The sequence below is a fragment of the Aquimarina sp. MMG015 genome, from assembly GCF_018100855.1.
In the GTDB taxonomy this organism is placed as follows: domain Bacteria; phylum Bacteroidota; class Bacteroidia; order Flavobacteriales; family Flavobacteriaceae; genus Aquimarina; species Aquimarina latercula.
The window spans coordinates 360,575-385,977 of sequence record NZ_JAGJEB010000004.1; the positions used below are offsets into that span (position 1 = coordinate 360,575).

The window sequence follows — 25,403 nt, forward strand, 5'->3', positions numbered from 1 at the left end:
CTGCACTTAGTATTATTATATTCATATTTAATAACATAACCAATCAACACTTATTTTATGGAACAACTTTTTACCGTTGAAAGTCTCATTACCCTATTAATGCTTGTACTACTGCAAGCGGTTTTAGGATTTGATAATCTCCTTTACATTTCTTTAGAATCAAAAAAAGCACCTCCAGAAAAACAAAGTTTCGTAAGAAAAATGGGAGTTGGATTAGCAATTGTACTTCGTATAGTTTTGCTTTTTGTACTTATGTCTGTAATACAATTTTTCCAAGAACCTTTCTTTAGTCTTCATGACAATAACATTCTTGAGTTCGAATTTAATGTCCATAGCTTAATTGTTCTTGCAGGAGGTGTATTTATTATATATACAGCAATCAAAGAAATTTGGCACATGATGTTACTTAATGAGCACGAAGAAATAGAAAAAGATGATAAAAAAGGTTCTATAAACAAAGTTATCTTATGGATCGTAATTATGAACTTGGTTTTTTCTTTTGACTCTATTTTAAGTGCAATGGCGTTAACCAGCGATATGGAATATGTACCGCAACTTGTTTTGATGTCTATAGCAATTGTACTAGGCGGTGTTTTAATGATCGTTTTAGCTGATAAAGTATCTAACTTTCTTCAGAAAAATAGAATGTATGAAGTATTAGGGCTTTTTATATTATTCATAGTAGGTATTATGCTATTATCAGAAGGAGGTCATTTAGCACATCTCCATATTTTTAATAATGAAGTTACACAAATGAGTAAAACAACATTCTATTTTGTAATTGTTGTACTTGTAATTGTAGATATTGTGCAAGGTCGTTATCAGAAAAAACTATTAGCAGAAAAGCAACACCAAGAATCACTAGCAAAAAAAGACAAGTAACTCCTTTTTTTAGTAAAAAGAAATAAAAAGCGCTTCCCTGTTTAAGGAAGCGCTTTTTATTTTAACCACAATAACAAATAACTTATTGACGCGTAAAAACTAAATCTACAGCTCCTAAGTCTTCAACTTCATCTGTAAAAGAAAGTGTTGTCTCTGTAAGTGTAATCATCACTGTTCTTGGATCCATTCCAGTTGGAGTAAATGTTAATTGACCACTTGCTAGAGCCCATTCACCTGTTACCTCAAGTATAAGACCTGTGCAGTCAGCAGTAACTACCGGAGGTAAATCTGGAGTTACATTAACATCAATCTGTGTTACATTTTGATTATATGTGTTATCATCACTTACCACAATTGTATCTTCAAAACAAGGTAATTCTTCTAATAAATTAGTAGAAGCATTTCCGTCCATATCTAGATCAACTGGCAACGCTCCAGAAGCAGAAGTAAGCTCCCAAGTTCCAACTAATGAGACCATATCCGGGACCACATCCCCTCCATTGTCGTCATCGGAACTACAAGAGGTAAAAAACAATGCAATAGAAATAGCAAAAAGAAAAAAATTAGTTTTCATGATTTTTGAGTTTTAAATATTAATAACGATTTATTGTTCCTTCTTAGTATTTGCAAAATACACCTTATTTACTTGAAAAACCATTCACTCTCCACTACCCTCCCATTGTTGCAGTAAAAAAATCATAGTAATTCAAAAATGTCGGTATTACTGGACCATTAAAAGTGTTTGGCCCATTAAACAATACGCAAACGCCTATCTTATTTTCTGGGTCTATCATTAATTGCGTTTTATACTGATTTACATTTCCTCCATGATAGACAACCTTTCTATCTCTGTAATCTAAAACCCTCCATCCTTTTGCATAATAAGAGTCAGAAACACCATCCCACAAATTCACGTACGTATCTTTATCACTTGTGCAGATCATCGGATTAAATATTTCTATTAAGCTTTCTTTAGAAATAATATCAGGACGATTTCCAAGTAGCACTTTTAAATATTCTGCCATATCAGAAATAGAAGCATTAACCCCTCCAGCGGCAGCAACATTATAATAGTTTTCATGAAGATTTGTTAAATAATATTTCTTAGAATAATGATTCCATTTATGTGGTAACGCAACATTAGGGTTTTTCTTAATATCTGAATAACTACTGGATGCATTTTTCATTCCTGCAGGCACAAACAATCGTTCTCTTAACAATGCTTCAAATGACTTTCCCGTATTATTCTCCATCACCTTCTCTACTACAGAAAAAACAGCATTCTGATATTCATATTCAGTGCCTTCTTTAGCTACAACACCATTCCTTTTAAAGTTTGCAATAATGTTCTGCAATGACATCCCTTTATGAATCAATTTAGAATTAGTATACTTATATAATCCTGACGTATGAGACAACAAATGATTAACAGTAAGTCTTTCTGCTTGTGCTTTATCTCTTAAGTTAAATATACCTACTGATTTTTTAACATTTTGCTTCCACTTAATCTCATTATTATCAGCCAAATTTCCAGCTAGCACTGATGTAACTCCTTTTGATAGACTTGCTATTCTAAATACCGTATTCACATCTACAGAATCAGTTGTATGGATCTCTTTTACACCAAAACCTTTTTTGTACACAACTGTAGAGTCTTTAACAATCACTATAGCAGCTCCAGGACATTCTGAAATATTAAAATTAGTTGCAAAAAACTTCTCGTAATGATCCAAAAAAAGTGACAATGAATCTTTTTTAGTTAACACAGGCTCTGGATCAGTAACAACAACCTTTTTCTGTTCAGTTTTAGAAGTAGTACATCCGATAATACATATAGAAACAAAAAGCCCTAAAATTTTTTTCATATTATAATCTTCTTAAGTATTGCAAAATACACGTAAAAAATCTTGATGAAAAACTTTCTTAAAACCTTTTTAAAAATTTTATAATACGAACCTATAAGTAGCCTTAATCAAAAATGTGTTTTCTGGTTGCTGACCAAAAATCTGATTGTCTAAACTCCTAAAAAGATGATCTCCTGGATCACCCAAGCCATTAACTCCTTGTGACCATACAAGAAAAATCTCTGATCCTGGTATATACTCCCAACGTAAAACCAAATTCGATCGAAACTGTACAAAAGCAAAATCAGGATTATCAATAGTATAATCTATTACGCCATCTAAGTTTTCATCCACAGAGTATAAATCATCCGCAAAAGAAATTTGATTATCATTATACAATGTAACTCTCTCATTTAAATCCGAAGCAATAGGATTATTCACATAATTAAAATCTGTATAGGTACCTCTGGAAATAAATGGTTGTCCATAATATTGAATAGTAAGATTAGGGTTGATATTATAATTTAGACGAACACTTGCGCTTAATGTCTGCTGATCGATTCTAGCGGTTATATATCTTGGGGTACCTGCAAAATCTACTTCTGTTACATACTGAGTTTTATTAGGATTCCTCTCGAATTCTGGATTTAAGGAAATACTTAATGCATTAAATGGTTGGTATCTCATCCTTAACACATATCTATGAAAGGTAAAATTATTTTGTCTAGCGCCAGAATTAACATACCCCATAGTAAAATTAAACTTTTTCCTACTGTCCGAACCAAAAAACAGAAAGGCAAAATTCTCTTCAGAAAATCTCCAGCGAGGACCCCCTCTTAATACTGTGTTTGTATAAATTCTGGGCTTATGAGCTGCTCCTACTTCTGTCCACCAGTTATTTTTATAGTTAATAAAACCATTAAACTCATATTGAATTCTATTAAAATTTCCTTCAAAATCAAATGCCGAAGTTTGCTCAAAATTCAGATTTGCTCTTCTATAAAATTTAGTAGGTTTTAAAAACAAATATCTAACATTAGCAAATTGTCTGATATCATCAGCTTGCCTTAAAAACCCAACGTCATTTAACTCTAATTCTGGCGACCTCCAAAAAACCCCTCCGGTATACCTCCAATTTCCACCACCTGATTTACCACCGATAAGCTTACCGCCAGTACCCGTAAGTGAAGTTCTATTAGGATCTACTTTTACATGATCTGCATCTACTCTTTGAAAAAGATGTGTTAATTCATTTTGGGTCGCTTCTATGGCTTCTTTAGACCCTTCTACATGACTTGTTACTAAATTTCCTTCGACAAAATACTTTCTATCTTTCCAATTATGTCTAAAATCTAATCCTGCGGTATATGCTGATTTTCTTAAAAAATTTAGATTATTTTCTCTTAACCCAACTAATTCTGAAGTCTCATCGGTATTAGGATCTTCATAATCAATATTCAAAATATCACCGAGATTTCTATTCGTAGCCGTAAAAATACCTCCAATATACGTATTACGATCATTAAAATCTTTCTGAACTCTACCAACAAAATAATTTGTCAAAGGCTCTACAATAGTTTCGCGCCTGTTACCATCGGCGTCTTCTACTTTCGCTATTTCTCGCTGTGTTACACTTTCTAAGACTCCGATTGACCAACCATTCTTTGTTTTTCCACTAAACTTAGCAGCACCTAATATTGTTGTATTAGTTGGCCTATCAACAAACTCTGTATTAATAGGACTAGATCCTATAGAACCTTGTGGACTTCTTCCAATTCTTCTGGAATAAAAGACATTATCTTGACCATTCGCAAAACGATAATCAAAAATATTTTTATTCTCCACAAAAAACGGTCTTTGCTCTCGAAAAAATATCTGAAAACCATCCAATGCTATAGCCGCAGGATCTGCTTCTACTTGTCCAAAATCAGGATTCACCGTTAAATCCATTGTAAGATCATTAGTAATCCCAATTTTAGCATCTAATCCTCCATTCAATTTAAAATCATCTCCATCTCTAAAGGGGTTACCATCTTCTTCGGGGAAAGTGTCATATTGAGTAACAACAAACGGTTGAATCTCTAACTGTTTTTGCGGCTCTATATCAATTAATCCGTGTAACTCGCCAAACTCACTAACCCATCCAGGCGCATCCTGAGGTACTCGCTGCCATACAGATCGCTCTTCTTTTCTAAAAAATCTTCTGTTTACCTGTAAACCCCATATTTGTTCTTTACTCTTACCAAATTTTAATTGACTTAAAGGAATCTTAACCTCTGCTGTCCATCCTTGATCATCTATATTAGTTGCTGTATACCAGATAGGATTCCAACTACCATCCCAATTATTACCATTATCAGATATAAACTCATCTCCTTTTACACCTGCGGCAGTAATTGTAAAAGAGAAGCCTGTTCGTTTATCATGATAACTATCTAAATTAATTTCTACCCAATCTCCAGCAAAACCATCCCTTCTAGATAATCTCTTTTCTATTTTGTCGGGTTCTGTATCATAACATCTATAAGCGATATATAGGTATTTTTGATCATACAAAATTTTAAATTTTGTTTGTTGACTTGGAGGTGTATTCTCATCTGGCTCATTTTCAATAAAATCTCCAGACCATTCTACCAGATCCCAACTAGATTCTTCAATTAATCCATTAATTGTTGGTGCTTCTGAACCATTTAGAGGTTTCGTAGTATAAACTCTTTTTTTCACCACTGTAGAATCTTGAGCATTCGAAAACAGTGTAAAAAGAAGGAATCCTAGCACATGGATCGCGTACTTCATGTTGATTAGTTTTGTTGATTGATGTTTAATACAGGACATAAATTATGAATCTTTGTCACAGTTACTATCTATATTTAGTAAAAAATTAACACCAAAAAGATATTTTAAGTTTAAAACCCATAAAAAATCATCAGAAATTGATCTATCTGAAAACCAACGCATCATAGACACAAAATAATATCAATTACCTGTTTGCTATATAAATATATAATTGTACATTTGCACCCCTATTTTATATAGGAAAGGAATGTTTAATTAGTAAAATTAGTTAGTGTGGACACATTAAGTTACAAGACAGTATCTGCCAATAAGGCAACCGTTTCTAAGGAATGGTTACATATAGATGCTGAAGGACAGACTTTAGGACGTCTATCTTCTGTAGTAGCAATACTATTAAGAGGAAAGCATAAGCCTAACTTTACCCCACATGTTGATTGCGGTGATAATGTAATTATTACAAATGCCGAAAAAATCAATTTAACAGGAAAAAAGTGGACTGATAAATCGTATATCCGTCATACTGGTTACCCTGGAGGGCAAAGAAGTCTTACTGCTCAGGAGTTATTTGACAAAAACCCAGAGCGTTTAATCGAAAAAGCGGTAAAAGGAATGTTACCTAAAAACAAATTAGGAGCAGCTTTATTCCGTAATTTAAAGGTACATGCTGGAGCAGATCACAAGCAAGATGCTCAGCAACCAAAAACTATTAACTTAAAAGAATTTAAGTAATGGAAGTTATTCACAAAATTGGTCGTAGAAAAACGGCTGTAGCTCGAGTTTACCTTAAAGAAGGTTCTGGAAAAGTTACGATCAACAAAAAAGATCTTAACGATTACTTTCCTACCGCTACATTACAATACAAAGTGAACCAACCTTTTGCCCTAACAGACAATGAGGAAAAGTTCGATGTAAATGTAAACGTATATGGAGGTGGTATCACAGGACAGGCTGAAGCAATTCGTCTAGCAATATCTAGAGCGATGTGCGAGTTAGATCAAGAAAACAGAGCAACCCTTAAACCAGAAGGTTTATTGACAAGAGACCCAAGAATGGTAGAGCGTAAGAAATTCGGACAGAAGAAAGCTCGTAAGAAATTCCAGTTCTCTAAACGTTAATTTATTAAAACAGTATTTGTTGTTATCCCCGATTTTAGGGAGGTTAGTTTAGCATCTAAATATTCAAGGCCTTATCAAAAGCGATAGCCACTTGAATATTGCTAATTCAACAGAACGTAAACTATTACAAAAATGGCAAACAATATCGAAGTAAAAGACTTACTTGATGCAGGTGTACATTTTGGTCACCTGACAAGAAGATGGGATCCTAATATGGCACCATATATTTATATGGAGCGTAATGGAATCCACATCATCAATTTATACAAAACAGCTGCAAAGATTGACGAAGCAAGTGAAGCTTTAAAGAAAATCGCAGCATCTGGTAGAAAAATTCTTTTTGTTGCTACCAAAAAACAAGCAAAAGAAATCGTTGCTGAAAAAGCAGCAAAAGCAAACCAACCTTACATCACTGAAAGATGGCCTGGTGGAATGCTTACTAATTTCGTTACTATCCGTAAAGCCGTAAAGAAAATGGCTGCTATCGATAGAATGAAAAAAGATGGTACTTTCAACACATTATCCAAGAAAGAGCGTTTACAAGTAGACCGTTTAAGAGCTAAATTAGAAAAGAACTTAGGTTCTATCTCTGATATGACTCGTCTACCTGGTGCATTATTTGTTGTAGATATTACTCGTGAGCATATTGCGGTAAAAGAAGCTCAGAAATTAAACATTCCAATTTTTGCAATGGTTGATACTAACTCTGATCCACGTCAGGTTCAGTATGTAATCCCTGCAAATGATGATGCTTCTAAATCAATCGACAAAGTAATGACTTATGTAAGTGATGCTATTATCGAAGGATTAAGTGAAAGAAAAGCTTCTAAAGAAGCTCCTAAAGCAGATGCTTCAGCAAAAGCTGAAAAAAAGGCACCTGCTAAAGCTGAAACTCCAGCAGCACCTGCTGTAGAAGCTCCAGCTAAAGTTGAGGAAGCTCCAGCAGTAGCTGAAGCAGCCAAGCAAGAAGAAGAATAAACATTCATTGATTGCTTTCAATCATTAAGAATCATATTATTAAAGAATAAGTTACAAAACTTAACTTTAATATAAATTAATGAGTCGTTTAGTTCTTTACTTTCACAATAGTAAAAACTAAGCGACTTGTTTTTTACACAAACACATTAAATATTTAAACGATATGGCAAAAATTACAGCCGCAGAAGTAAGTAAATTACGTAAAGCTACAGGTGCCGGAATGATGGATTGTAAAAAAGCACTTGTTGAAGCTGATGGAGATTTTGACAAAGCAATAAAAATCCTTAGAGAAAAAGGACAAAAAATAGCTGATAAAAGAGCTGACAGAGAATCTTCTGAAGGAGCAGTTATCGCAAAAGTTAATGACGCTAAAAATAAAGGTGTAATTGTTTCTCTTAACTGTGAAACTGATTTCGTAGGTAAAAACGACTCTTTTGTTTCTTTAGCAAAAGAATTAGCAGAATTAGCTCTTAACAGTTCTTCTAAAGAAGAATTATTAGCTGCTGATTTTAACGGAATGAGTGTTCAGGACAAGCTTATTGAACAAACAGGAGTAATCGGTGAAAAAATCGAAATTGGAGACTTTAAAGTTTTAGAAGCTCCTTTTGTAGGGTCTTATATCCACGGTAATAAAATTGGTGCTCTTACAGGATTATCTTCTAGCATTGATTCCGCAGAAGCTCTTGCTAAAGATATCTCTATGCAGGTTGCATCTATGGGTGCGACTACATTATCTTACAAAGATTTTGATCCAGAATTTGTAGCATCAGAAACTCAAGCAAGAATCGCTGCTATAGAGAAAGAAAATATTGAGCTTGGTAGACTTGGTAAAACATTAAAAAATGTTCCTCAGTTCATCTCAAGATCTCAGTTATCTGATCAAGTAATAGCTGAAGCTGAAGAAAAACTTAAAGCTGAACTTAAAGCAGAAGGAAAGCCAGAGCAAATTTGGGACAGAATCCTTCCTGGTAAATTAGAAAGATTTATTTCTGACAACACTACTCTTGATCAAGAGCAATGTCTTCTTGATCAAAACTTCATTAAAGATGAAAAGAAGACTGTTGGAGACTACGTAAAAACATTAGGAGATGTTTCTGTAGTAAGTTTCGAAAGAATCTCTCTATAGTCGAACACTAAAAATAAGGATTAATTTCCTGTGTTAAAAATCAAAAACCGCTTCGATTGAAGCGGTTTTTTCGTCATTTTTCGAAATACTTTCTAGTAGTTTCCGAAACATTTTCTTTAACATTTTGGACCCCTCCAAAATGCTACCCCAAAAAAGACTAACTCCCCAATCAGTCTAGAATACAAATCACACTTTCGTGAATTTGTAAGTTCAAAAAACGCTTCTTCACTATTTCAAAAATATTCCTCATCTCCCTCTGTTATGTTTTCCTTTGGCAAACCTATGACATTCTTAAAGACCAATCAATAGGGGCGTCAGGGGAAAAGAACCCTTTTTTATTAGTCATTCGATATTTACAATACTCTAAAGCTTTTATTTTTAGATTTACCTTTACTTAGTAAAGTATTTTCTAAATTAAGAATATCATTATATTTGCACCACAGTTCAAGCAAATGATGAAATACAACAGAATATTACTAAAATTATCAGGAGAAGCCCTGATGGGAGAACGTCAATACGGAATCGATCCTAAAAGACTAGCAGAATATGCTAACGAAATCAAACAGATAACTGATAGAGGTGTAGAAGTTGCCATTGTTATAGGAGGCGGTAATATTTTTAGAGGTGTTGCAGGAGCCAGCAAAGGCATGGACCGAGTGCAAGCCGATCATATGGGAATGCTTGCTACTGTAATTAATGGATTAGCATTACAAAGTGCTTTAGAAGATGCCGAAATTCCAACAAGGCTTCAATCTGCAATAAAAATTAATGAAGTAGCTGAGCCGTTCATCAAAAGAAGAGCGATTAGGCATTTAGAAAAAGGAAGAGTTGTAATTTTTGGTGGAGGAACCGGTAACCCTTATTTTACTACAGATTCTGCAGCAGTATTAAGAGCTATAGAAATTAACGCCGATGTTATTCTTAAAGGAACAAGAGTAGATGGAATCTACACAGCAGATCCCGAAAAAGATTCTCAAGCCACTAAATTTGATTTTATTACATTTGATGATGTTTTAAGCAAGGGACTTAAAGTTATGGATACAACCGCCTTTACGTTAAGCCAGGAAAATGAATTACCTATCATAGTTTTTGATATGAATAAAACAGGAAATTTATTAAAGGTCATTTCTGGAGAATCTATCGGAACAAAGGTAAATCTGTAACAAGACAAAAAGTGGCTCGTTTTTTGATCAACTAAAAAAAGAAAAGAATTATATTACGATGAACGAAGAAGTAGATTTTATTCTGGATTCAACTAAAGAATCTATGCAGGGTGCTATCGCCCATTTAGAAAAACAACTAATTGTTATAAGAGCAGGAAAAGCATCACCAGCAATGCTTAGTGGCGTTATGGTTGAGTATTACGGAAATCCTACGCCATTAAACCAGGTAGGAAATGTAAATACACCAGATGCAAGAACAATTACGATCCAACCATTCGAAAAATCTTTAATTCAAGAAATCGAAAAAGCAATTTTGATGGCTAATCTTGGTTTTAATCCTATGAACAATGGAGAAAGCGTTATCATTAGTGTACCGCCTCTAACCGAAGAACGTCGTAGAGATTTAGTAAAACAAGCGAAAGCAGAAGCAGAAGACTCAAAAGTTGGTGTACGTAATGACCGTAAAAATGCCAACAATGAAATTAAAAAATTAGAAAAAGATGGTTTATCTGAAGATATGGCAAAAAATGCCGAATCAGATATTCAACAATTAACTGACAGTTACATCAAAAAGATTGATGAAATGTTATCAGTTAAGGAAAAGGAAATTATGACTGTATAATACTTTTTCAAAAACAATAATATACAAAAGTGTTTTAAGAACAAAACACTTTTGTATATCTTCAATTACTATGAATCAAATCGGATAATGCAAAACAAACTCTTCTGTTTATTATTTTTTACTCATTTTGTTGTACTATCTCAAATTAGCATTACCGGAAAAGTAATTGATCAAAGCACCAACCAAGCATTGCCGTTCGCTACGGTAAAAACGGATCATAATTCATATGCACTAACCTCATCGACTGGAGAATTCGTAATACGATGCGAAAGTTATCCAATAAACTTAACTGTTAGCTACATAGGGTACACTACCAAGAACTTCTCCATTAAATCAGAAGATATTGTTAAGGTAGAAATACAGCTTTCTCCTAAATCAGAAAATCTAGCAGCAGTAAAACTTGATATCCCAGGAAGCGTTGCTTCTAATATTATCAAACAAGCTATATCAAATAAAACAAAAAACAACCCTAACAAGGCATTAAAAAGTTATAGCTATAAAACTTATAATAAATTTAAAATTACTGAAGATAATCAGGCTACGTTTGAAACTCCGGACACTACAAAAGTAGATATGGAACGGATTTTTAATGACGCACATTCTTTTCTTTCAGAAAAAGTTAGCCTACATGAGTTTAATAAGGGGCGTGATGAAAAAGAAAGCGTTCTTGCTTCGAGAATGACAGGTTTTAACAAACCAGTTTACAATGTTCTAGGCATTAAAATTCAATCCAATTCGCTGTATAAAGAAAACTATGTAATCTTTAATAACAGATATGCTGGACCTTTATCCAATAGGGCCCTCAAAAACTATTATTATAAAGTTTTAGATACTACCCAAGGAAAAAGGCCTGCATACGTAATTCTATTCCAACCTAGAAGATCCAAAAGAATTGCCAGTTTAGAAGGTGTTTTATACTTAGACATGGAAACACTTGCTATCCAAAAGGCAGTAGCAGAACTAAGAGGAGAACTCAATGTCCTAGTAAATCACGATTTTAAATATGATCCAAAAGAAAAATTATGGTTCCCACTAAATCAAGAAGTTACCATAAGACCGGGGATCGGAAAACAGAAAGTAACTTTGTTTGGTGGACAAATATCTGTCGGTAGATTAGGGAATGACAAGAAAAGTTTTACCGGCAATAATGATTTTCTAATTTCAAAAACAGATTTCTTTGACTACAATACCAAAAAAGATGTCAAAATTAAACTGCAACAATCTGCTATAGAAATAGATCCTGAAGCCACTACCAGAGATGAAGATTATTGGAATAAATATCGAACAAGTGCAATTACAGCAAAAGATCTAAATTCTTTTTCAATAGTAGACAGTATTGTTCAAGCTCAAAATATTGAAAGAAGAATAGACGTTATTCAAAGTTTTAATATTGGGTATTATCCCGTTGGTTTTTTTGACTTTGACCTAACCTATCCTATAAAATATAATAATTTTGAAGGTTTACGTTTAGGAATCGGAGGTTTAACCAATGAGAAATTCTCTAAACGATTCCGCACCGAAGGATACTTAGTTTATGGATTTCGAGATGGAAGGTTTAAATTCGGTCTTGGCGGCGGTGTTTTACTTAATAAAGATTCAGGATCTTGGTTAAACATAAATTACACAGATGACCTCAAAGAAGTTGGAAGTTTCTTTTATCTAACCGACAGACGTGTTTATTCTTTATTTGAACCACGCTTAGTAAATATTGATTTTTATTATAAACACAGAACCTGGAGCACAAGCTTACAACATAGAATTTTACCTAAATTATTATCCGAAACTCAATTTTCTGTAAGTAACATTGATCAAACAGGAGGCTATACATATCTCAATAATGGTAATTCCTTCTCCAGCTACAAAACAGCAGAATCCACAATTGCACTTAGATGGAGTCCATTTAGTAAATTCTTAAAAACTCCGAGCGGATTTAAAGAAATACAAGATGGTTATCCAAAAATAACAGCTCAATACACCCAAGGATACAAAGGCGTATTTGATAGTGATTTTAACTATAGTAAAATTGGAGTCAAAGCGGAATACATTATTAACCGCCTTAATCAATCGAGCACTAGCTTACTTCTTGAAGCTGATGTTGCCAGCGGAGATATCCCATTAACACATTTATACCACGCATATCCCAATGCCCCAACAAAAGAAACTATCTTTCAGAGGTTTTCTGTTGCAGGACGAAGAAGTTTTGAAACCATGTATTTTAGTGAGTTTTTTAGCGATAGATTAGCTACACTGCAAGTCAGACACCGATTAAGGCCTTTTAAAATAGCTAGTTGGCTAAAACCTGAAATGGTTTTAATAACTCGATACGCTATTGGAGATGTAAGTAATCGTGATAAGCACCAAGGAGTTAATTTCAATTCCCTACAGCAAGGATATCAAGAATCTGGATTCGAAATAAATAAGCTTTTTGCTGGCTTTGGGTTGAGCTTTGCCTATAGATATGGGGCATATCATTTACCAAAACTAGAAGACAATATCGCTTTTAAATTCACTTTTTACTTAAAGCTTTAACTCATTATTATTTATTCATTTTCTTTTGAATATTTTTTAAGTATTAAAACCTCAAATTCTTACATTTGCACAAGGAAAATAGAGAATGGCAAAGTTATTAACTTTCGGGTTTTGGAATACATTGGCTGGAATTATACTCCGTAATAGAGCAGCTATATTTATAATTATTATTGGAATTACAGTTTTTCTAGGTTTTCAATGGAAAAATATGCGATTTTCTTTTACAGAAGCAAATCTTCTTCCAGATGATCATGAGGTAAACATAAAGTATCAAGAATTTCTAGAGAAATTTGGTGATGAAGGCAACCTTATTGTTATGGCCGTAAATGATAGTTCTCTATTTACTCCAACAAAATTAAAGGCCTGGAATGATTTTAATAATTCATTCAAACAATATAGTGAGATTGACCTCGTGATTTCTGTAAGCGATCTAAAAACGCTTAAAAAGAAGGATAATCCAGCTAGATTCGAGCTAGTATCTTTTATAAAAGATAGTATTTATACAGATGAGAAAGTTTCTGCATATCAGCACGAACTCTTTAACAAATTACCTTTCTATGAAGGCTTAATCTACAGCAACAAATCAAACACCATACAGAGTGCTATTTATTTAAACAAGGATATTGTTAATACAATTGTTCGAAAAAAGTTTATTGAAAATACTTTAAATCCAAAAATCAAAGAATTTGAAGAAAAATTCAATATGGATATAAAAGTATCTGGTATGCCATATATCAGAACTATGAATTCTCAAAACATCATGGATGAGATTCAAATATTCATTTTAGCAGCATTGCTAGTTACCTCCTTAATCTTCTTTTTCTTTTTTAGATCATTTAGAGCCACTTTTATTTCGATGACAGCAGTTATTATAGGTGTTATGTGGGCATTTGGTCTACTAGGCTTATTAGAATACGAGATTACCGTTCTTACGGCAATTATCCCTCCTCTTGTAATCGTTATTGGAATTCCCAATTGTATTTTCTTAATAAATAAGTATCAACAAGAAATAAAAAAACACGGAAATAAAGCTAAATCATTACAACGAGTTATTACCAAAGTCGGGAACGCCACTCTAATGACTAACGTTACTACCGCAGCTGGTTTTGCAACCTTTGCCTTAACGGAGAGCAAACTACTAAAAGAGTTTGGTATTGTCGCTGCGCTAAACATTGTTGCACTATTCATATTATGCTTATTAGTAATAACCATTATTTACAGTTATATGCCTCAACCAAAAGAAAGGCATTTAAAACATCTAGGTAAGCGATGGGTAGAACGACTTGTAAACTGGATGGAACACGCTGTTAAAAATCGAAGAATCACTATATACACATCCTCTTTAATCATCCTTATAGCAAGCATAATCGGCATTTACACGATTAAAGTTTCCGGAAGTTTACTAGAAGACATGCCTAAATCGGCTGGGTTTTTCCAAGACATTCAATTTTTCGAAGATGAATTTGATGGTATCATGCCATTAGAAATATTAATCAACACAAAACGTAAGCAAGGGGTTCTAAAATTACCAACCTTACGTAGAATGGAGCAACTGAGCGAATTAATCGAAGAAACACCAGAATTATCTAAACCTATATCAATAGTCAATTTAGTAAAATACGCTAAACAGACTTATTATAATGGAAATCCAAAATACTATCAGTTACCAACAAGTCAAGAACGAAATTTTATTCTGCCTTATGCCAAAAGCTTTGAATCCGAAGCTGGAGCTATGAATAGTTATGTAGATTCAACAGGGCAATACGCCAGAATTACCACATTCATGAAAGATGTTGGAACTGAAGAAATGGAAAGAATAGAGGCCAATCTAGCACCAAAACTAGAAAAACTATTCCCAAAAGATAGATATGAAGTTACATTTACTGGTAAAGCTCTAATATTTCAGAAAGGAACCACCTATTTAGTTTGGAATCTTATCTTTTCATTAGGATTAGCAATTGTCTTGATCGCACTTTTTATGGCATGGATGTTTAGGTCATTTAAAATGATCATTATTTCCCTTATCCCAAACCTACTACCACTACTTATGACAGCAGGTTTAATGGGGTTTTTAGGAGTTCCAATAAAACCATCTACAATATTGGTTTTCAGTATTGCTTTTGGTATCTCTGTAGATGATACAATTCATTTCTTAGCTAAATACAGACAAGAATTAAAATCTAACCATTGGAGGATTCGTAAATCCGTTTTTGCTGCTTTAAAAGAAACTGGCGTAAGTATGTTTTATACATCCACAGTTTTATTCTTTGGGTTTTCGGTATTTATGATCTCAAGTTTCGGTGGAACTAAAGCACTTGGAGGATTGGTATCTGCTACATTGCTTTTTGCAATGTTAGCCAATCTTTTACTACTCCCTTCTTTATTACTTTCTTTAGAGCGAAGTATAGCAAATAAGAAAACCTTAAAAGAACCTGCTTTAAAAATTATCGCAAGTGATGAAGAACTTCTTGAAGAAGAAGAACAATAATATTGCTATAATTTAATCTAAAAAAAGAAGTCTCACTAGTAAACTAGCGAGACTCCGTGTAAGATAGATTACCCCAAAACCTATCGAACTAAACTTAACGTAAACACAATCGTCATAATTGCATATGCAATATACATCCCCTTTTTGTATTTTGAAACCCATTCATGGGGGGGAATTCCCCCTTTCGATAAAATAAACAAAGGTTTAACTTTTTTTTTGTAATCCAAAATTGGATTAAAAAACCATAATCACTTTGTAACCAAATACTTAAAAAAAATTATTTTGTAAGAATTTTTTACCTTCTTTTTGAAAAAAGCAATAAAAAAAACTATTTTTTCCCCAAAAAACTATACTTTTACGGTTTTTACATAGAATTCATCTAGAAAAAACCGTCGGATTATATAATCGCTTAAAATCACTCTATTTTTGTTATCACAAAAAAATGAAATTCAAGATCTATAGAATTTAAGTATTTTTTGAAGAGTAAGACTATGCATCAATTCGATTAAAAATTTATCTTTGCTACCTTGAATTTTTTAACGGATAATCTGGAATAAATTCAAATTTAGGTAGTTCCCTAAAAAGTATAGAAATAAAAAGTAACGCAACTGTATTATTAAATAGATAATATTGATTGTGTATTGCATCCAATAGATGTAAAACATACAAAAATAAGATTGATGAAACATACTAAAGTAATAGACGTACTACAAAGTGATCAGCTATTGCAGCCTGTCTGTGTAAAAGGATGGGTTCGTTCTTTTCGTAATGATCGTTTTATAGCGATAAATGACGGATCAACAATTAAAAATATTCAATGCGTAATTGAAGATAATACAATAGATGCTTCGATTATAGAAAAAATAAATATCGGCGCTGCACTTTCAATTACTGGTACGTTAACAGAAAGTGAAGGTAAAGGCCAACGTGTAGAAATAAAAGCTACAAGTATTGAAATTGAAGGCGAAGCTGATTCTGAAGAATTAAAACTAACTATCCTTTCTCCTAAACGTCATAGTTTAGAAAAATTAAGAGAGCAAGCTCATCTTAGGATTCGTACCAATACATTCGGAGCAATTATGCGCATGCGATCGAAACTATCGTTCGCTATTCACGAGTATTTTCAAAAAAATGACTTCTATTATGTACATACTCCTGTAATTACTAAAAGTGACGCAGAAGGAGCAGGAGAAGCTTTTAAAGTAACGAACCTTGATCTTAACAACATCCCAAAGGATGGAAATGGCGAAGTAGATTACAAACAAGATTTCTTTGGAGGAGAAACAAACCTTACAGTATCTGGTCAATTAGAGGCAGAAACTTACGCAATGGGATTAGGTCAGGTGTACACTTTTGGACCTACATTTAGAGCAGAGAATTCTAATACTTCTCGTCATCTTGCAGAATTTTGGATGGTAGAACCTGAGGTTGCTTTTTGTGATTTAGATGGTAATATGGATCTAGCAGAAGATTTTATAAAATATGTTATTCAATTTGTTTTAGATAACTGCCAAGACGACCTTGCATTTTTAGAAGAACGATTAGTTCAGGAAGATAAACAAAAACCTCAAGCGGAAAGAGCAGAAATGCTACTTAGAGATAAGTTAAAATTTGTTTTGGAGAATAATTTTAAGCGAGTTAGTTATACTGAAGCTATTGAAATATTAAAAAACTCTAAACCTAATAAGAAAAAGAAATTTAAATTTCCAATTAACGAATGGGGTGCAGATTTACAAAGTGAACACGAACGTTTTTTAGTTGAAAAACATTTTAAATGTCCAGTAATATTATTTGATTACCCAGCTGATATTAAATCTTTTTATATGAGACTTAATGAAGATGGAAAGACAGTGAGAGCAATGGATATTTTATTCCCAGGAATTGGAGAGATTGTAGGAGGTTCTCAGCGTGAAGAAAGACTTGATGTGCTTAAAGAAAAAATGGCAGCTTTAAATATCCCTGAAGAAGAATTATGGTGGTATTTAGACACACGTCGTTTTGGAACTTGTAAACACAGTGGTTTTGGACTAGGTTTCGAAAGACTGGTATTATTTGTTACTGGAATGGGTAATATTCGTGATGTAATCCCTTACCCTAGAACTCCATTAAATGCAGAATTCTAAAAACATAGTTTAATTTCTATGTTTCTTTAATAAAATCTCAGAAATTAGATCATAAATCACCTTTTGATTACCATCTAGTTCCTGAGATTTATTTTTTGCTTTTTGAATTTTTTCGTAATGTGGAACCTTTCCTGTTTCTGCCAATAACCTCATTGCATCTTCAAAAAAATCATCCAAAATAGGCATTACGTACTCACTTGCGGTATTAGTATCCCTAAGTCGAATAAACTTCTTTGCATATGCCAAAAACACCTGAGGATACTTAGCAAAAGTAATAATTGCTTCCGTAAAATTTTTCTTGACCTCTTCAGAGGTAACCGAATTTCTAAATTTTAATTTTGTGTTATCAATATGCTTTAGAGTATACAGAAGTGCACTTTCTTTTATAAAATTACCATAATCATTTACAGAGTAATAATAAATCTCCATACCGACATTGGTATTTATTATTAATACTTCATCTCCTATACTATCTTTAAGAAAAGACTGAAAAGTAGCTAAAGTGGATGAAGACATTAACAAACGCCTTTTTATATCGGTAGAACGAATATTAACAGATTTTATATATTGTACAACTGAATTAATACTCATTAAATTACATTCGATAATTCTGAAAAATCAATTCCCTGATTCTCAGCATGCATTGCTGCAGTATATCCATTATTATCCTTAACACCAACGTCTGCTCCATTTTGAATCAACAATTTTATAATTTCTTTCTGACCAAAAGTTGCTGCAAATATTAAAGCAGTGGCATCATTGTAACTTTTAATATTAACATCAGCACCCGAAGAAATCAATAATTCTGCAATCTCGTAATGCCCTTTAAAACAAACACCCATTAGAGCAGTGTTTCCAGAAGCATCTTGTTCGTTTATATTTGGGTTATAACTAATAATAAGTTTAACAATATTCAGAAAACCGTAATAAGTAGACAATAAGAGAGGTGTAGATCCTCTTTGATCTTTTGTATTAACCAAACTACCATCCTTGGCAAGAAAGTTTTGAACACTTTCTAAATTCTGTGATCTAATCGCATCAAAAATTGTATCCATTGAAATAAAGTTGCAATAATTTTATATAAATAAGCTAAATACGCCTAATAACTACTGAAGATATCAAAAAAAAGATCAGCAACATTCTAATTAGGAGAAATTTATAATTTCTAAGGCAAAACTTACACTAAAATCTAATTTTTTCTAAAAGCGGGTGAGTTTTACTCGATGAATCAGTCATTACACAGAAATCTCCAGAAGCTACTATCAAACTTATATCAAAAACATTTAACAAATGAATACCTTTAGCACTTTTTATAACGAACCGCTTTTCATACCCATTCCGCCCATGCTGAATTGCTGATCTCAATATATTTTTAAAATCATACATGGGTATCATTAATAAATTTTTCTCCTTAAGAAACAGATCAGGATCAATAATTAAAAATAGGTTCAAAAAAAAGAGAAGTTAAATACTCCTCTTTTTTATATATTATGGATAAAATAATTATCCTAACTTTTCTTTCATTCTAAATAATTCCTGCTCTATCATCTGTAATTTACCTTCCATCCCATCCGCAAATTCTGGGATACGTTTACAAAATACGTAACGTACTCTCCACATTTCTTTTATTTCCGAAATCGGATACTCGTCATCCTCGATATTTTTATGATCTGCACGTAACACCACGCTATTTTTAGTAATATATAATCTTCTAAAGATTAATTTAGTGTCCGTTAAAGCAACTACCAAAGTTCCATTATTCAATTTCTTAATGACATCCGATGGTACTTTTTCTCCAATTACAATATCTTTTGGATAAAATCCTTGATCATGATTAGTCATTTCTAAATTCAATACGGTATACCCTCTAAAAACCTTAGCTGGATTTACCGGTAATTGAATCGTAGGAAGCTCTTTTATAAAATTATCTTTATTATATAATGATATATACTCCCCAGATGTACTTTCAGTAATACAAGGAATTAGTGCAAACTGTTCACGTTTTACATCTTCTGCATATGTAGTTAGATCTCCCTTAAACTTTAAAAGCTCATTTACGGTCAGTTCACTAGTTAGCAACTTATCTATTTCAATGCTAAAATAATTAGCTATTTTAATAATCGTATCTATCTTCGGTTCACTCCTACCTTCCTCATAAGCCCCTAAAGTCCCTCTTTTTAAGTCAAAAAGCTCCGCAAAAGCTTGTTGACTTAAACTTTTTACACTTCTAATTTTTTTAATATTTTTTCCAAAAAATGACATTTTTGCTAATTTTATTTGCAATTATAAAAATTTATTGTACCTTTACACTAACAATATTAGCTAATATATTTAATAAATGCTAATTTTAGTAGAAATACTTTTAAATAAGTGTATTGATTTTGGGCAAAATCAAAAAACATACTAAAAATTTTAGCAAACAACTAATTCATTAATCATAAAAAATAACATACCCATGATATCCGCAGTGCAATACATTGTCAATTTAGCCGTCGATATAGTAGAAAAGTTATCGTACTTTTTGTAATATTGATATAAGGTCAGAAACAAGAAATAAATTACTAATAATCAGTCAAAACAACCATCACATGCAAGATCACTTCCAATTGGTGAAAGATTATTTATTGAAACTTAATTTTAACATCATTCACGAAAACAGTGGAGATGGAATTATTATGATCAGTAAAGAAAATGAAGGAATTAAAAATCTAATTATTGGCGTAGCATTACCAATTTTGATTATTGAACAACATATTTTCAATATAAAAAACAAAAACGAATTGGTGTATCGTAGCTTACTTCAAAAAAACAGGGACATCGTTCACGGAGCTTTTGTTCTGGATGAAACTGGAGAAAAAGTAATCTTTAGAGACACCTTACAATTAGAAAATCTAGATTTAAATGAGTTAGAGGGAACCCTAAATTCTTTAAGCCTACTATTAAGTGAATACTCGCAACAAATTATAAATTTTTCAAAATATTAATATTATGAACTTTTTCAAAAGACTATTTAAAATAGGTGAAGCAGAAGCACATTCTGCTATAGATAAGATGGAAGATCCAATCAAAATGACCGAACAAGGAATACGGGATATGAAAGTTGATCTCGAGAAAAGTCTAGAAGCTTTAGCACAAGTAAAAGCTTTAGCTATTCGATCTAAAAATGACACCGAAGAGTTTACAGCAAAAGCCGAAGATTATCAGCAAAAAGCGATGCTTATTCTTAAAAAAGCGCAAAGTGGAGATCTAGACAGTGCGGAAGCAGACCGATTAGCAAAAGAAGCATTGATTAAAAAAGAAGAATCCTTACAGCACGCAACACGTGGTAAAGGGGAAACAGAAAAATTCGAAGGCTCAGTGTCTCAATTAGAAAAAAATGTAGATGAGATAAAACAAAACATAAGCAAATGGGAAAATGAGTTAAAAACTCTAAAGGCAAGAGTAAAAGTATCTGCAGCTACTAAAAACGTAAATAAGCAAATGGCGGAAATAGATAGTTCTAGTACTGTTTCTATGTTAGAAAGAATGAAAGATAAAGTAAATCAAGAAGAAGCGTTAGCAGAAGCTTATGGAGATATTGCCAATGCATCAAAATCTATTGATGAAGAACTTGACAAAGCAGTTGATATCACAAAAACAAATGCAGAAGATGATTTAGCGAAGCTAAAAGAGCAATTAGGTCTGAATGATAAAAAGAAATAGAAGTGATTAATAATCAGCTACTTTTAGTCTAATCAGCAAAGTATTAACAAAAAAACTAATAAATCATGGTAACATCTACGACAGAAAAGATACCTAATAAAGAAGTAATTCAAATTTTAGGAATAGCAAGAGGAAGTACAGTGAGAGCAAGAAATATTGGTAGAGATGTTTTTGCAGGGCTAAAAAACATAGTTGGTGGTGAAATTGAAGAGTACACCAAATTGCAAGCGCAATCCAGAGAACAAGCTTTACAGCGAATGAATCAAGATGCGCAACGATTGGGAGCAGACGCAGTTATTAATGTTAGACTCACAACCTCAATGGTAATGCAAGGAGCATCAGAAATCTTGGCATATGGGACAGCAGTAAAACTTAAATAATTGAGTTATGGAAGAACTATTTGTAATACTGTTTTGGGGAGCCATCATAATAACCCTTGTTGGTCTTGCTATTAGAAGAATTATGATTTACAAAACAGAAGACTTTGAAAAGAGGGATAACTAAAGAACTATTGATTAACTAAACAACTAAAACATTGAAAGAATTAGTAGAAATAGCTTTTTCGCAAGTAAACATTGTATTAACCATATTAATGATTTTATTAATCTTGTACTGGTTATTCACAATGATTTCAGGAGTTGATTTCGACTTAGATGTTGACGTAGATATTGATGTGGATGTGGATGCAGATCTAGATATGGATACGGATAGTAATATCGAAGGAGGCAATCTAGATTTTGAAGATATTGCCAATACAGAAGTAAATAAAGAAGATATTGTTGGAAAAAGAAGAAAACCTTTAAAATGGTGGCAAATTCTATTAATTTATTTCAACTTCGTTGGGCTTCCATTTATGTTCACATTTACTTGCTGGATATTTATATGGTGGTTATGTACTACAATAACAACAAGTTTGACTTACAGTTATAATAGTGATATTGGATTCATTTTTTTCCTTGCTGCAATTATCCCTTCTTTATTAATAACTAAAGTTTTCACTACTCCTTTCAAAAGTTTTTTTAGAAATCTAAATAAAGATGGAGATGCTCCAATCGACTTAATAGGTAGAAAAGGAGTAATTCAATCAACAATATCAGAAGACAAAATGGGTTCTGCAGAAGTAGTAGTAGAAGGAAATCCAATGTCTATATATGTCAAGTCTTTAAATGGAGAGCAAATAAACTATAACCAAGAAATTTTAATTATAAAACAATCAGGAGACAAAAATTATTACTATGCGCAGTCTTATGATGACTAAAATAAGGAAAATATGTCCGAAAATTTAATTCCATTTATGGGCATTGCTATTGGTTTAATAATATTAATTATACTATTTAATTTTATAATCCTTATTATTTCGTATAAAAAACCTAAACAGGGACAAGCAATCATCCGATCAGGATTAAAAGGCGTTAGGATTGGACTCTATAGAGGAATTTATGTAATACCATTATTTCATAAAATGGAATACATCGATCTTACTTTAAAAAAAATAAATATTGAACACAAAGAAAATCAAAGTGTTATTTGCAAAGATTTTATTCGAGCGGATATAAAAGTTAATTTTCACTTAAGTATATCAAATACTCCGGATGACATCTTGAGAACTTCAACCCTTATCGGATGTGAGAAAACTTTCGATGAAACTAAAATAAAAGATATATTTCTAACTAAATTTTCGGAAGTTTTAAAAACTATTGCTTTCACATTTGAATACGGAGAATTACATAATAAAAAAACACAATTTAGAGATGAGATTATAATACTCATAGGAACTGATCTTTATGGCTACGTTCTAGAAGACGTTATTATTGAATATATAAAACAGACTCCTATCACTTTTCTAAATCCAAATGACGTATTAGATTCAAAAGGAATAAAAAAAATAAAAGAATTAACTGAAATTAAAAATTTTAAAAACTAATAAACACTAAACTATTATGACAGGCATCTTACCATTCATTGGCATAGGAATAGGCTTAATTCTATTCTTAATCATTGTATACTTTGCGATCATCGCAATGTTTTATAAAAAAATCCCTCAAGGACAAGCACTTGTTCGAACAGGGTTCAAAGGTACTCAAGTAGCAACCGATAAAGGGCTTTACGTAGTTCCAGTATTTCACAAAGTGGAAATTATGGATATATCCGTTAAAAAAATTCAAATAGAACGTTTAGGAGGAGATGGATTAGTCTGTAAGGACAACATGAGGGCAGATATAAAAGTTGCCTTTTTCGTAAGAGTTAATAGTGATGTAGATTCTATTAAAAAAGTAGCCCAAACTATTGGTTGTGAGAGAGCATCTGAGGTATCAACTCTAGAAGGACTTTTTGAAGCTAAATTCTCTGAAGCCTTAAAAACCGTAGGTAAGAAATTTCAGTTCACAGAGTTATATGAAGCACGACGAGAATTTCGAGGAGAAATTGTAAACATTATTGGTACAGATTTGAACGGTTATACATTAGAAGATTGTGCAATTGATTACTTAGAACAAACACCCGTTTCATTCTTAAAAATGGACAACATATTAGATGCTGAAGGTATCAAAAAAATTACAGAATTAACCGCTGCACAAAATATGAAAGCTAACCTCATCAAGCGTGATGAAGAAAAAGTGATTCGTAAACAAGATGTAGAAGCGCGTGAAGCAATTTTAGAATTAGACAAGCAATTAGCAGAAAAAGAAGAACAACAAAAACGTGAAATTGCAAATATTAAAGCACGCGAAGAAGCAGAAATGCTAAAAGTGTCAGAAGAAGAACGTTTAAAATCAGAAACTGCACGTATTGCTACAGAAGAAAAAGTAAAAGTTGCAGAAGAAAATATGCAGCGCCAGATCATCGTAGCAGAAAAAAACAAACAGCGTACTGATGCCGTAGAAACGGAAAGAGTAGAAAAAGATAGAATGTTAGAGGCTACAGAACGCGAGCGTATCGTAACCTTGGCTCAGATCGAAAAGGAAAAAGTAGTAGAAGTTGAAAAGAAAAACATTCAAGATGTAATTCGTGATCGTGTTACCTTAGAAAAAGGAGTGGTAGAAGAGCAAGAAAACATGAAAGATATAGAGGCTTTTAAAACTGCTGATCGTGAGAAACAAGTAAAAATTACTATAGCAGAAGCGAATGCAGAAGAAGCATTGATTACTACAATCAAAGCTGCTGAAGCGCAAAAAGAAGCAGCTAAGCAAAAAGCAGAAGAAATTAATATCGAGGCACAAGCACAAAAAGAAGCTAGTGAAAAAGAAGCTGAAGCTCGTAAAACACTTGCTGAAGCAACTGCCAAAGAAGAAGCGACTATTGGTATGTCTGAAGCACAAGTAATGCATGCAAAAGCAGATGCTAACGAACGTCAAGGATTAGTAGAAGCAAATATTATAGAGAAAAAAGCGAAGGCTGAAGCGGCTGGTATATTAGCTAAAGCTGAAGCAATCAAGGAAGAAGGATTAGCAGAAGCTGAAGTAATTAAAGAAAAAGCAATTGCAGATGCTGCCGGAATCGAAGAGAAAGCAGAAGCTATGAAAAAACTTGATGGTGTTGGTAAAGAACACGAAGAGTTTAAATTGCGATTAGACAAAGAATTACAAGTAGACTTGGCTGAAATAAACATCCAGAAAGAAATTGCAGATGCACAGGCAGAAGTAATCGGAGAAGCACTTAAAGCTGCTAACATCGATATTGTAGGTGGAGAAACTATGTTCTTTGATCAAATAGTTGGTCAAATAACTAAGGCCAAAGGATTTGATAGACTGGTAAAACACTCTGATAATATTCAGGATGTAAAAGATGCTATTTTAGGAAGTGATGATGTAAAAGGAAATCTTTTAGAAAAAGTAAAAGAATTTGCTACCAAATACGGAGTATCATCAGAAGATATCAAAAACCTTACAATCGCTAACATTTTGATGGATCTAAAACAGAAATCTAGCAATGAAGAAGAAAACACTTTATTCAGTAACCTGTTTAATCTAGCAAAAGGACTAGGGTTATCAGACCAGAAATTGAAATAAAATTCATAAAAATTCTCCTCCTTTATTT

Annotated in this window: 22 protein-coding genes; 16 read left to right on the forward strand and 6 right to left on the reverse strand. The window is 32.7% G+C overall.

Annotation, left to right across the window (positions count from 1 at the left end):
• The first annotated feature begins 57 nt into the window (after positions 1-57).
• Positions 58-882 (forward strand): TerC family protein, encoded by an 825-nt coding sequence (locus tag J8L88_RS10410; protein WP_027393421.1) that lies wholly within the window; start codon positions 58-60, stop codon positions 880-882.
• Between the two features lie 82 nt (positions 883-964).
• Here J8L88_RS10410 and J8L88_RS10415 read toward each other — a convergent pair whose 3' ends face one another.
• The 3 genes from J8L88_RS10415 to J8L88_RS10425 all read right to left on the reverse strand — a co-directional run bounded on the left by J8L88_RS10415 (position 965) and on the right by J8L88_RS10425 (position 5,522).
• On the reverse strand, positions 965-1,456 hold the full coding sequence (locus tag J8L88_RS10415) for a lipocalin family protein (RefSeq protein ID WP_211060694.1): 492 nt from the start codon (positions 1,454-1,456) through the stop codon (positions 965-967).
• A 94-nt stretch (positions 1,457-1,550) separates the two neighbouring features.
• On the reverse strand, positions 1,551-2,747 hold the full coding sequence (locus tag J8L88_RS10420; RefSeq protein ID WP_211060695.1) for a serine hydrolase: 1,197 nt from the start codon (positions 2,745-2,747) through the stop codon (positions 1,551-1,553).
• A 78-nt stretch (positions 2,748-2,825) separates the two neighbouring features.
• Positions 2,826-5,522, reverse strand: a complete 2,697-nt coding sequence (locus J8L88_RS10425) for a DUF5916 domain-containing protein (RefSeq protein ID WP_027393418.1) — start codon at positions 5,520-5,522, stop codon at positions 2,826-2,828.
• 273 nt (positions 5,523-5,795) lie between these two features.
• On the opposite strand from J8L88_RS10425, the gene rplM reads away from it, so the two are divergent.
• The 9 genes from rplM to asnS all read left to right on the forward strand — a co-directional run bounded on the left by rplM (position 5,796) and on the right by asnS (position 17,666).
• Positions 5,796-6,251, forward strand: coding sequence for a 50S ribosomal protein L13 (gene rplM, locus J8L88_RS10430; protein ID WP_027393417.1), 456 nt, complete (start codon positions 5,796-5,798; stop codon positions 6,249-6,251).
• Positions 6,251-6,637, forward strand: a complete 387-nt coding sequence (rpsI, locus tag J8L88_RS10435; protein ID WP_027393416.1) for a 30S ribosomal protein S9 — start codon at positions 6,251-6,253, stop codon at positions 6,635-6,637. The genes rplM and rpsI overlap by 1 nt, the downstream gene beginning before the upstream one ends.
• A gap of 132 nt (positions 6,638-6,769) precedes the next feature.
• Complete coding sequence (rpsB, locus tag J8L88_RS10440) at positions 6,770-7,615, forward strand: 30S ribosomal protein S2 (RefSeq protein ID WP_027393415.1); 846 nt, start codon at positions 6,770-6,772, stop codon at positions 7,613-7,615.
• 163 nt (positions 7,616-7,778) lie between these two features.
• Positions 7,779-8,741, forward strand: coding sequence for a translation elongation factor Ts (tsf, locus tag J8L88_RS10445; protein ID WP_027393414.1), 963 nt, complete (start codon positions 7,779-7,781; stop codon positions 8,739-8,741).
• Positions 8,742-9,196: 455 nt separating this feature from the next.
• Positions 9,197-9,904, forward strand: coding sequence for a UMP kinase (gene pyrH, locus J8L88_RS10450; RefSeq protein ID WP_027393413.1), 708 nt, complete (start codon positions 9,197-9,199; stop codon positions 9,902-9,904).
• Between the two features lie 58 nt (positions 9,905-9,962).
• Complete coding sequence (frr, locus tag J8L88_RS10455; protein ID WP_118388945.1) at positions 9,963-10,526, forward strand: ribosome recycling factor; 564 nt, start codon at positions 9,963-9,965, stop codon at positions 10,524-10,526.
• A gap of 87 nt (positions 10,527-10,613) precedes the next feature.
• Positions 10,614-13,055: a DUF5686 family protein gene (locus J8L88_RS10460; RefSeq protein ID WP_211060696.1), complete on the forward strand. Its 2,442-nt coding sequence runs from the start codon at positions 10,614-10,616 to the stop codon at positions 13,053-13,055.
• 85 nt (positions 13,056-13,140) lie between these two features.
• Positions 13,141-15,543 (forward strand): RND family transporter, encoded by a 2,403-nt coding sequence (locus tag J8L88_RS10465; protein ID WP_027393410.1) that lies wholly within the window; start codon positions 13,141-13,143, stop codon positions 15,541-15,543.
• A gap of 680 nt (positions 15,544-16,223) precedes the next feature.
• Positions 16,224-17,666, forward strand: a complete 1,443-nt coding sequence (asnS, locus tag J8L88_RS10470) for an asparagine--tRNA ligase (RefSeq protein ID WP_027393409.1) — start codon at positions 16,224-16,226, stop codon at positions 17,664-17,666.
• Between the two features lie 9 nt (positions 17,667-17,675).
• On the opposite strand, the gene J8L88_RS10475 is transcribed toward asnS, so the two are convergent.
• The 3 genes from J8L88_RS10475 to J8L88_RS10485 form a co-directional block, all read right to left on the reverse strand.
• Complete coding sequence (locus tag J8L88_RS10475; protein ID WP_211060697.1) at positions 17,676-18,182, reverse strand: hypothetical protein; 507 nt, start codon at positions 18,180-18,182, stop codon at positions 17,676-17,678.
• Between the two features lie 74 nt (positions 18,183-18,256).
• Positions 18,257-18,721, reverse strand: a complete 465-nt coding sequence (locus tag J8L88_RS10480) for an ankyrin repeat domain-containing protein (RefSeq protein ID WP_211060698.1) — start codon at positions 18,719-18,721, stop codon at positions 18,257-18,259.
• Positions 18,722-19,169: 448 nt separating this feature from the next.
• Positions 19,170-19,928 (reverse strand): helix-turn-helix domain-containing protein, encoded by a 759-nt coding sequence (locus J8L88_RS10485; protein ID WP_211060699.1) that lies wholly within the window; start codon positions 19,926-19,928, stop codon positions 19,170-19,172.
• A gap of 326 nt (positions 19,929-20,254) precedes the next feature.
• On the opposite strand from J8L88_RS10485, the gene J8L88_RS10490 reads away from it, so the two are divergent.
• The 6 genes from J8L88_RS10490 to J8L88_RS10515 all read left to right on the forward strand — a co-directional run bounded on the left by J8L88_RS10490 (position 20,255) and on the right by J8L88_RS10515 (position 25,375).
• Positions 20,255-20,650, forward strand: a complete 396-nt coding sequence (locus tag J8L88_RS10490; protein WP_027393404.1) for a molecular chaperone Tir — start codon at positions 20,255-20,257, stop codon at positions 20,648-20,650.
• 4 nt (positions 20,651-20,654) lie between these two features.
• Entirely contained in the window at positions 20,655-21,368 is a 714-nt protein-coding gene (locus J8L88_RS10495; protein ID WP_108802269.1) for a PspA/IM30 family protein, read from the forward strand.
• Positions 21,369-21,433: 65 nt separating this feature from the next.
• The gene (locus J8L88_RS10500) at positions 21,434-21,748 is read left to right on the forward strand and encodes a YbjQ family protein (protein WP_027393402.1); all 315 of its coding nucleotides are present in this window, start codon (positions 21,434-21,436) and stop codon (positions 21,746-21,748) included.
• Between the two features lie 212 nt (positions 21,749-21,960).
• Positions 21,961-22,626 (forward strand): hypothetical protein, encoded by a 666-nt coding sequence (locus tag J8L88_RS10505; protein ID WP_211060725.1) that lies wholly within the window; start codon positions 21,961-21,963, stop codon positions 22,624-22,626.
• A gap of 12 nt (positions 22,627-22,638) precedes the next feature.
• Complete coding sequence (locus J8L88_RS10510; protein WP_211060700.1) at positions 22,639-23,292, forward strand: SPFH domain-containing protein; 654 nt, start codon at positions 22,639-22,641, stop codon at positions 23,290-23,292.
• Positions 23,293-23,308: 16 nt separating this feature from the next.
• Positions 23,309-25,375 carry a flotillin family protein gene (locus J8L88_RS10515; protein ID WP_211060701.1) on the forward strand — a complete coding sequence of 689 codons (2,067 nt, stop codon included), beginning with the start codon at positions 23,309-23,311 and terminating at the stop codon, positions 25,373-25,375.
• Positions 25,376-25,403: the final 28 nt, after the last annotated feature.

Coding starts and splice junctions, on each gene's coding strand:
- J8L88_RS10410 (WP_027393421.1), top strand. CDS start 58: ATGGAACAACTTTTTACCGTTGAAAGTCTCATTACCCTATTAATGCTT.
- J8L88_RS10415 (WP_211060694.1), bottom strand. CDS start 1,456: ATGAAAACTAATTTTTTTCTTTTTGCTATTTCTATTGCATTGTTTTTT.
- J8L88_RS10420 (WP_211060695.1), bottom strand. CDS start 2,747: ATGAAAAAAATTTTAGGGCTTTTTGTTTCTATATGTATTATCGGATGT.
- J8L88_RS10425 (WP_027393418.1), bottom strand. CDS start 5,522: ATGAAGTACGCGATCCATGTGCTAGGATTCCTTCTTTTTACACTGTTT.
- rpsI (WP_027393416.1), top strand. CDS start 6,251: ATGGAAGTTATTCACAAAATTGGTCGTAGAAAAACGGCTGTAGCTCGA.
- rpsB (WP_027393415.1), top strand. CDS start 6,770: ATGGCAAACAATATCGAAGTAAAAGACTTACTTGATGCAGGTGTACAT.
- tsf (WP_027393414.1), top strand. CDS start 7,779: ATGGCAAAAATTACAGCCGCAGAAGTAAGTAAATTACGTAAAGCTACA.
- pyrH (WP_027393413.1), top strand. CDS start 9,197: ATGAAATACAACAGAATATTACTAAAATTATCAGGAGAAGCCCTGATG.
- frr (WP_118388945.1), top strand. CDS start 9,963: ATGAACGAAGAAGTAGATTTTATTCTGGATTCAACTAAAGAATCTATG.
- J8L88_RS10460 (WP_211060696.1), top strand. CDS start 10,614: ATGCAAAACAAACTCTTCTGTTTATTATTTTTTACTCATTTTGTTGTA.
- J8L88_RS10465 (WP_027393410.1), top strand. CDS start 13,141: ATGGCAAAGTTATTAACTTTCGGGTTTTGGAATACATTGGCTGGAATT.
- asnS (WP_027393409.1), top strand. CDS start 16,224: ATGAAACATACTAAAGTAATAGACGTACTACAAAGTGATCAGCTATTG.
- J8L88_RS10475 (WP_211060697.1), bottom strand. CDS start 18,182: ATGTCTTCATCCACTTTAGCTACTTTTCAGTCTTTTCTTAAAGATAGT.
- J8L88_RS10480 (WP_211060698.1), bottom strand. CDS start 18,721: ATGGATACAATTTTTGATGCGATTAGATCACAGAATTTAGAAAGTGTT.
- J8L88_RS10485 (WP_211060699.1), bottom strand. CDS start 19,928: ATGTCATTTTTTGGAAAAAATATTAAAAAAATTAGAAGTGTAAAAAGT.
- J8L88_RS10490 (WP_027393404.1), top strand. CDS start 20,255: ATGCAAGATCACTTCCAATTGGTGAAAGATTATTTATTGAAACTTAAT.
- J8L88_RS10495 (WP_108802269.1), top strand. CDS start 20,655: ATGAACTTTTTCAAAAGACTATTTAAAATAGGTGAAGCAGAAGCACAT.
- J8L88_RS10500 (WP_027393402.1), top strand. CDS start 21,434: ATGGTAACATCTACGACAGAAAAGATACCTAATAAAGAAGTAATTCAA.
- J8L88_RS10505 (WP_211060725.1), top strand. CDS start 21,961: ATGATTTTATTAATCTTGTACTGGTTATTCACAATGATTTCAGGAGTT.
- J8L88_RS10510 (WP_211060700.1), top strand. CDS start 22,639: ATGTCCGAAAATTTAATTCCATTTATGGGCATTGCTATTGGTTTAATA.
- J8L88_RS10515 (WP_211060701.1), top strand. CDS start 23,309: ATGACAGGCATCTTACCATTCATTGGCATAGGAATAGGCTTAATTCTA.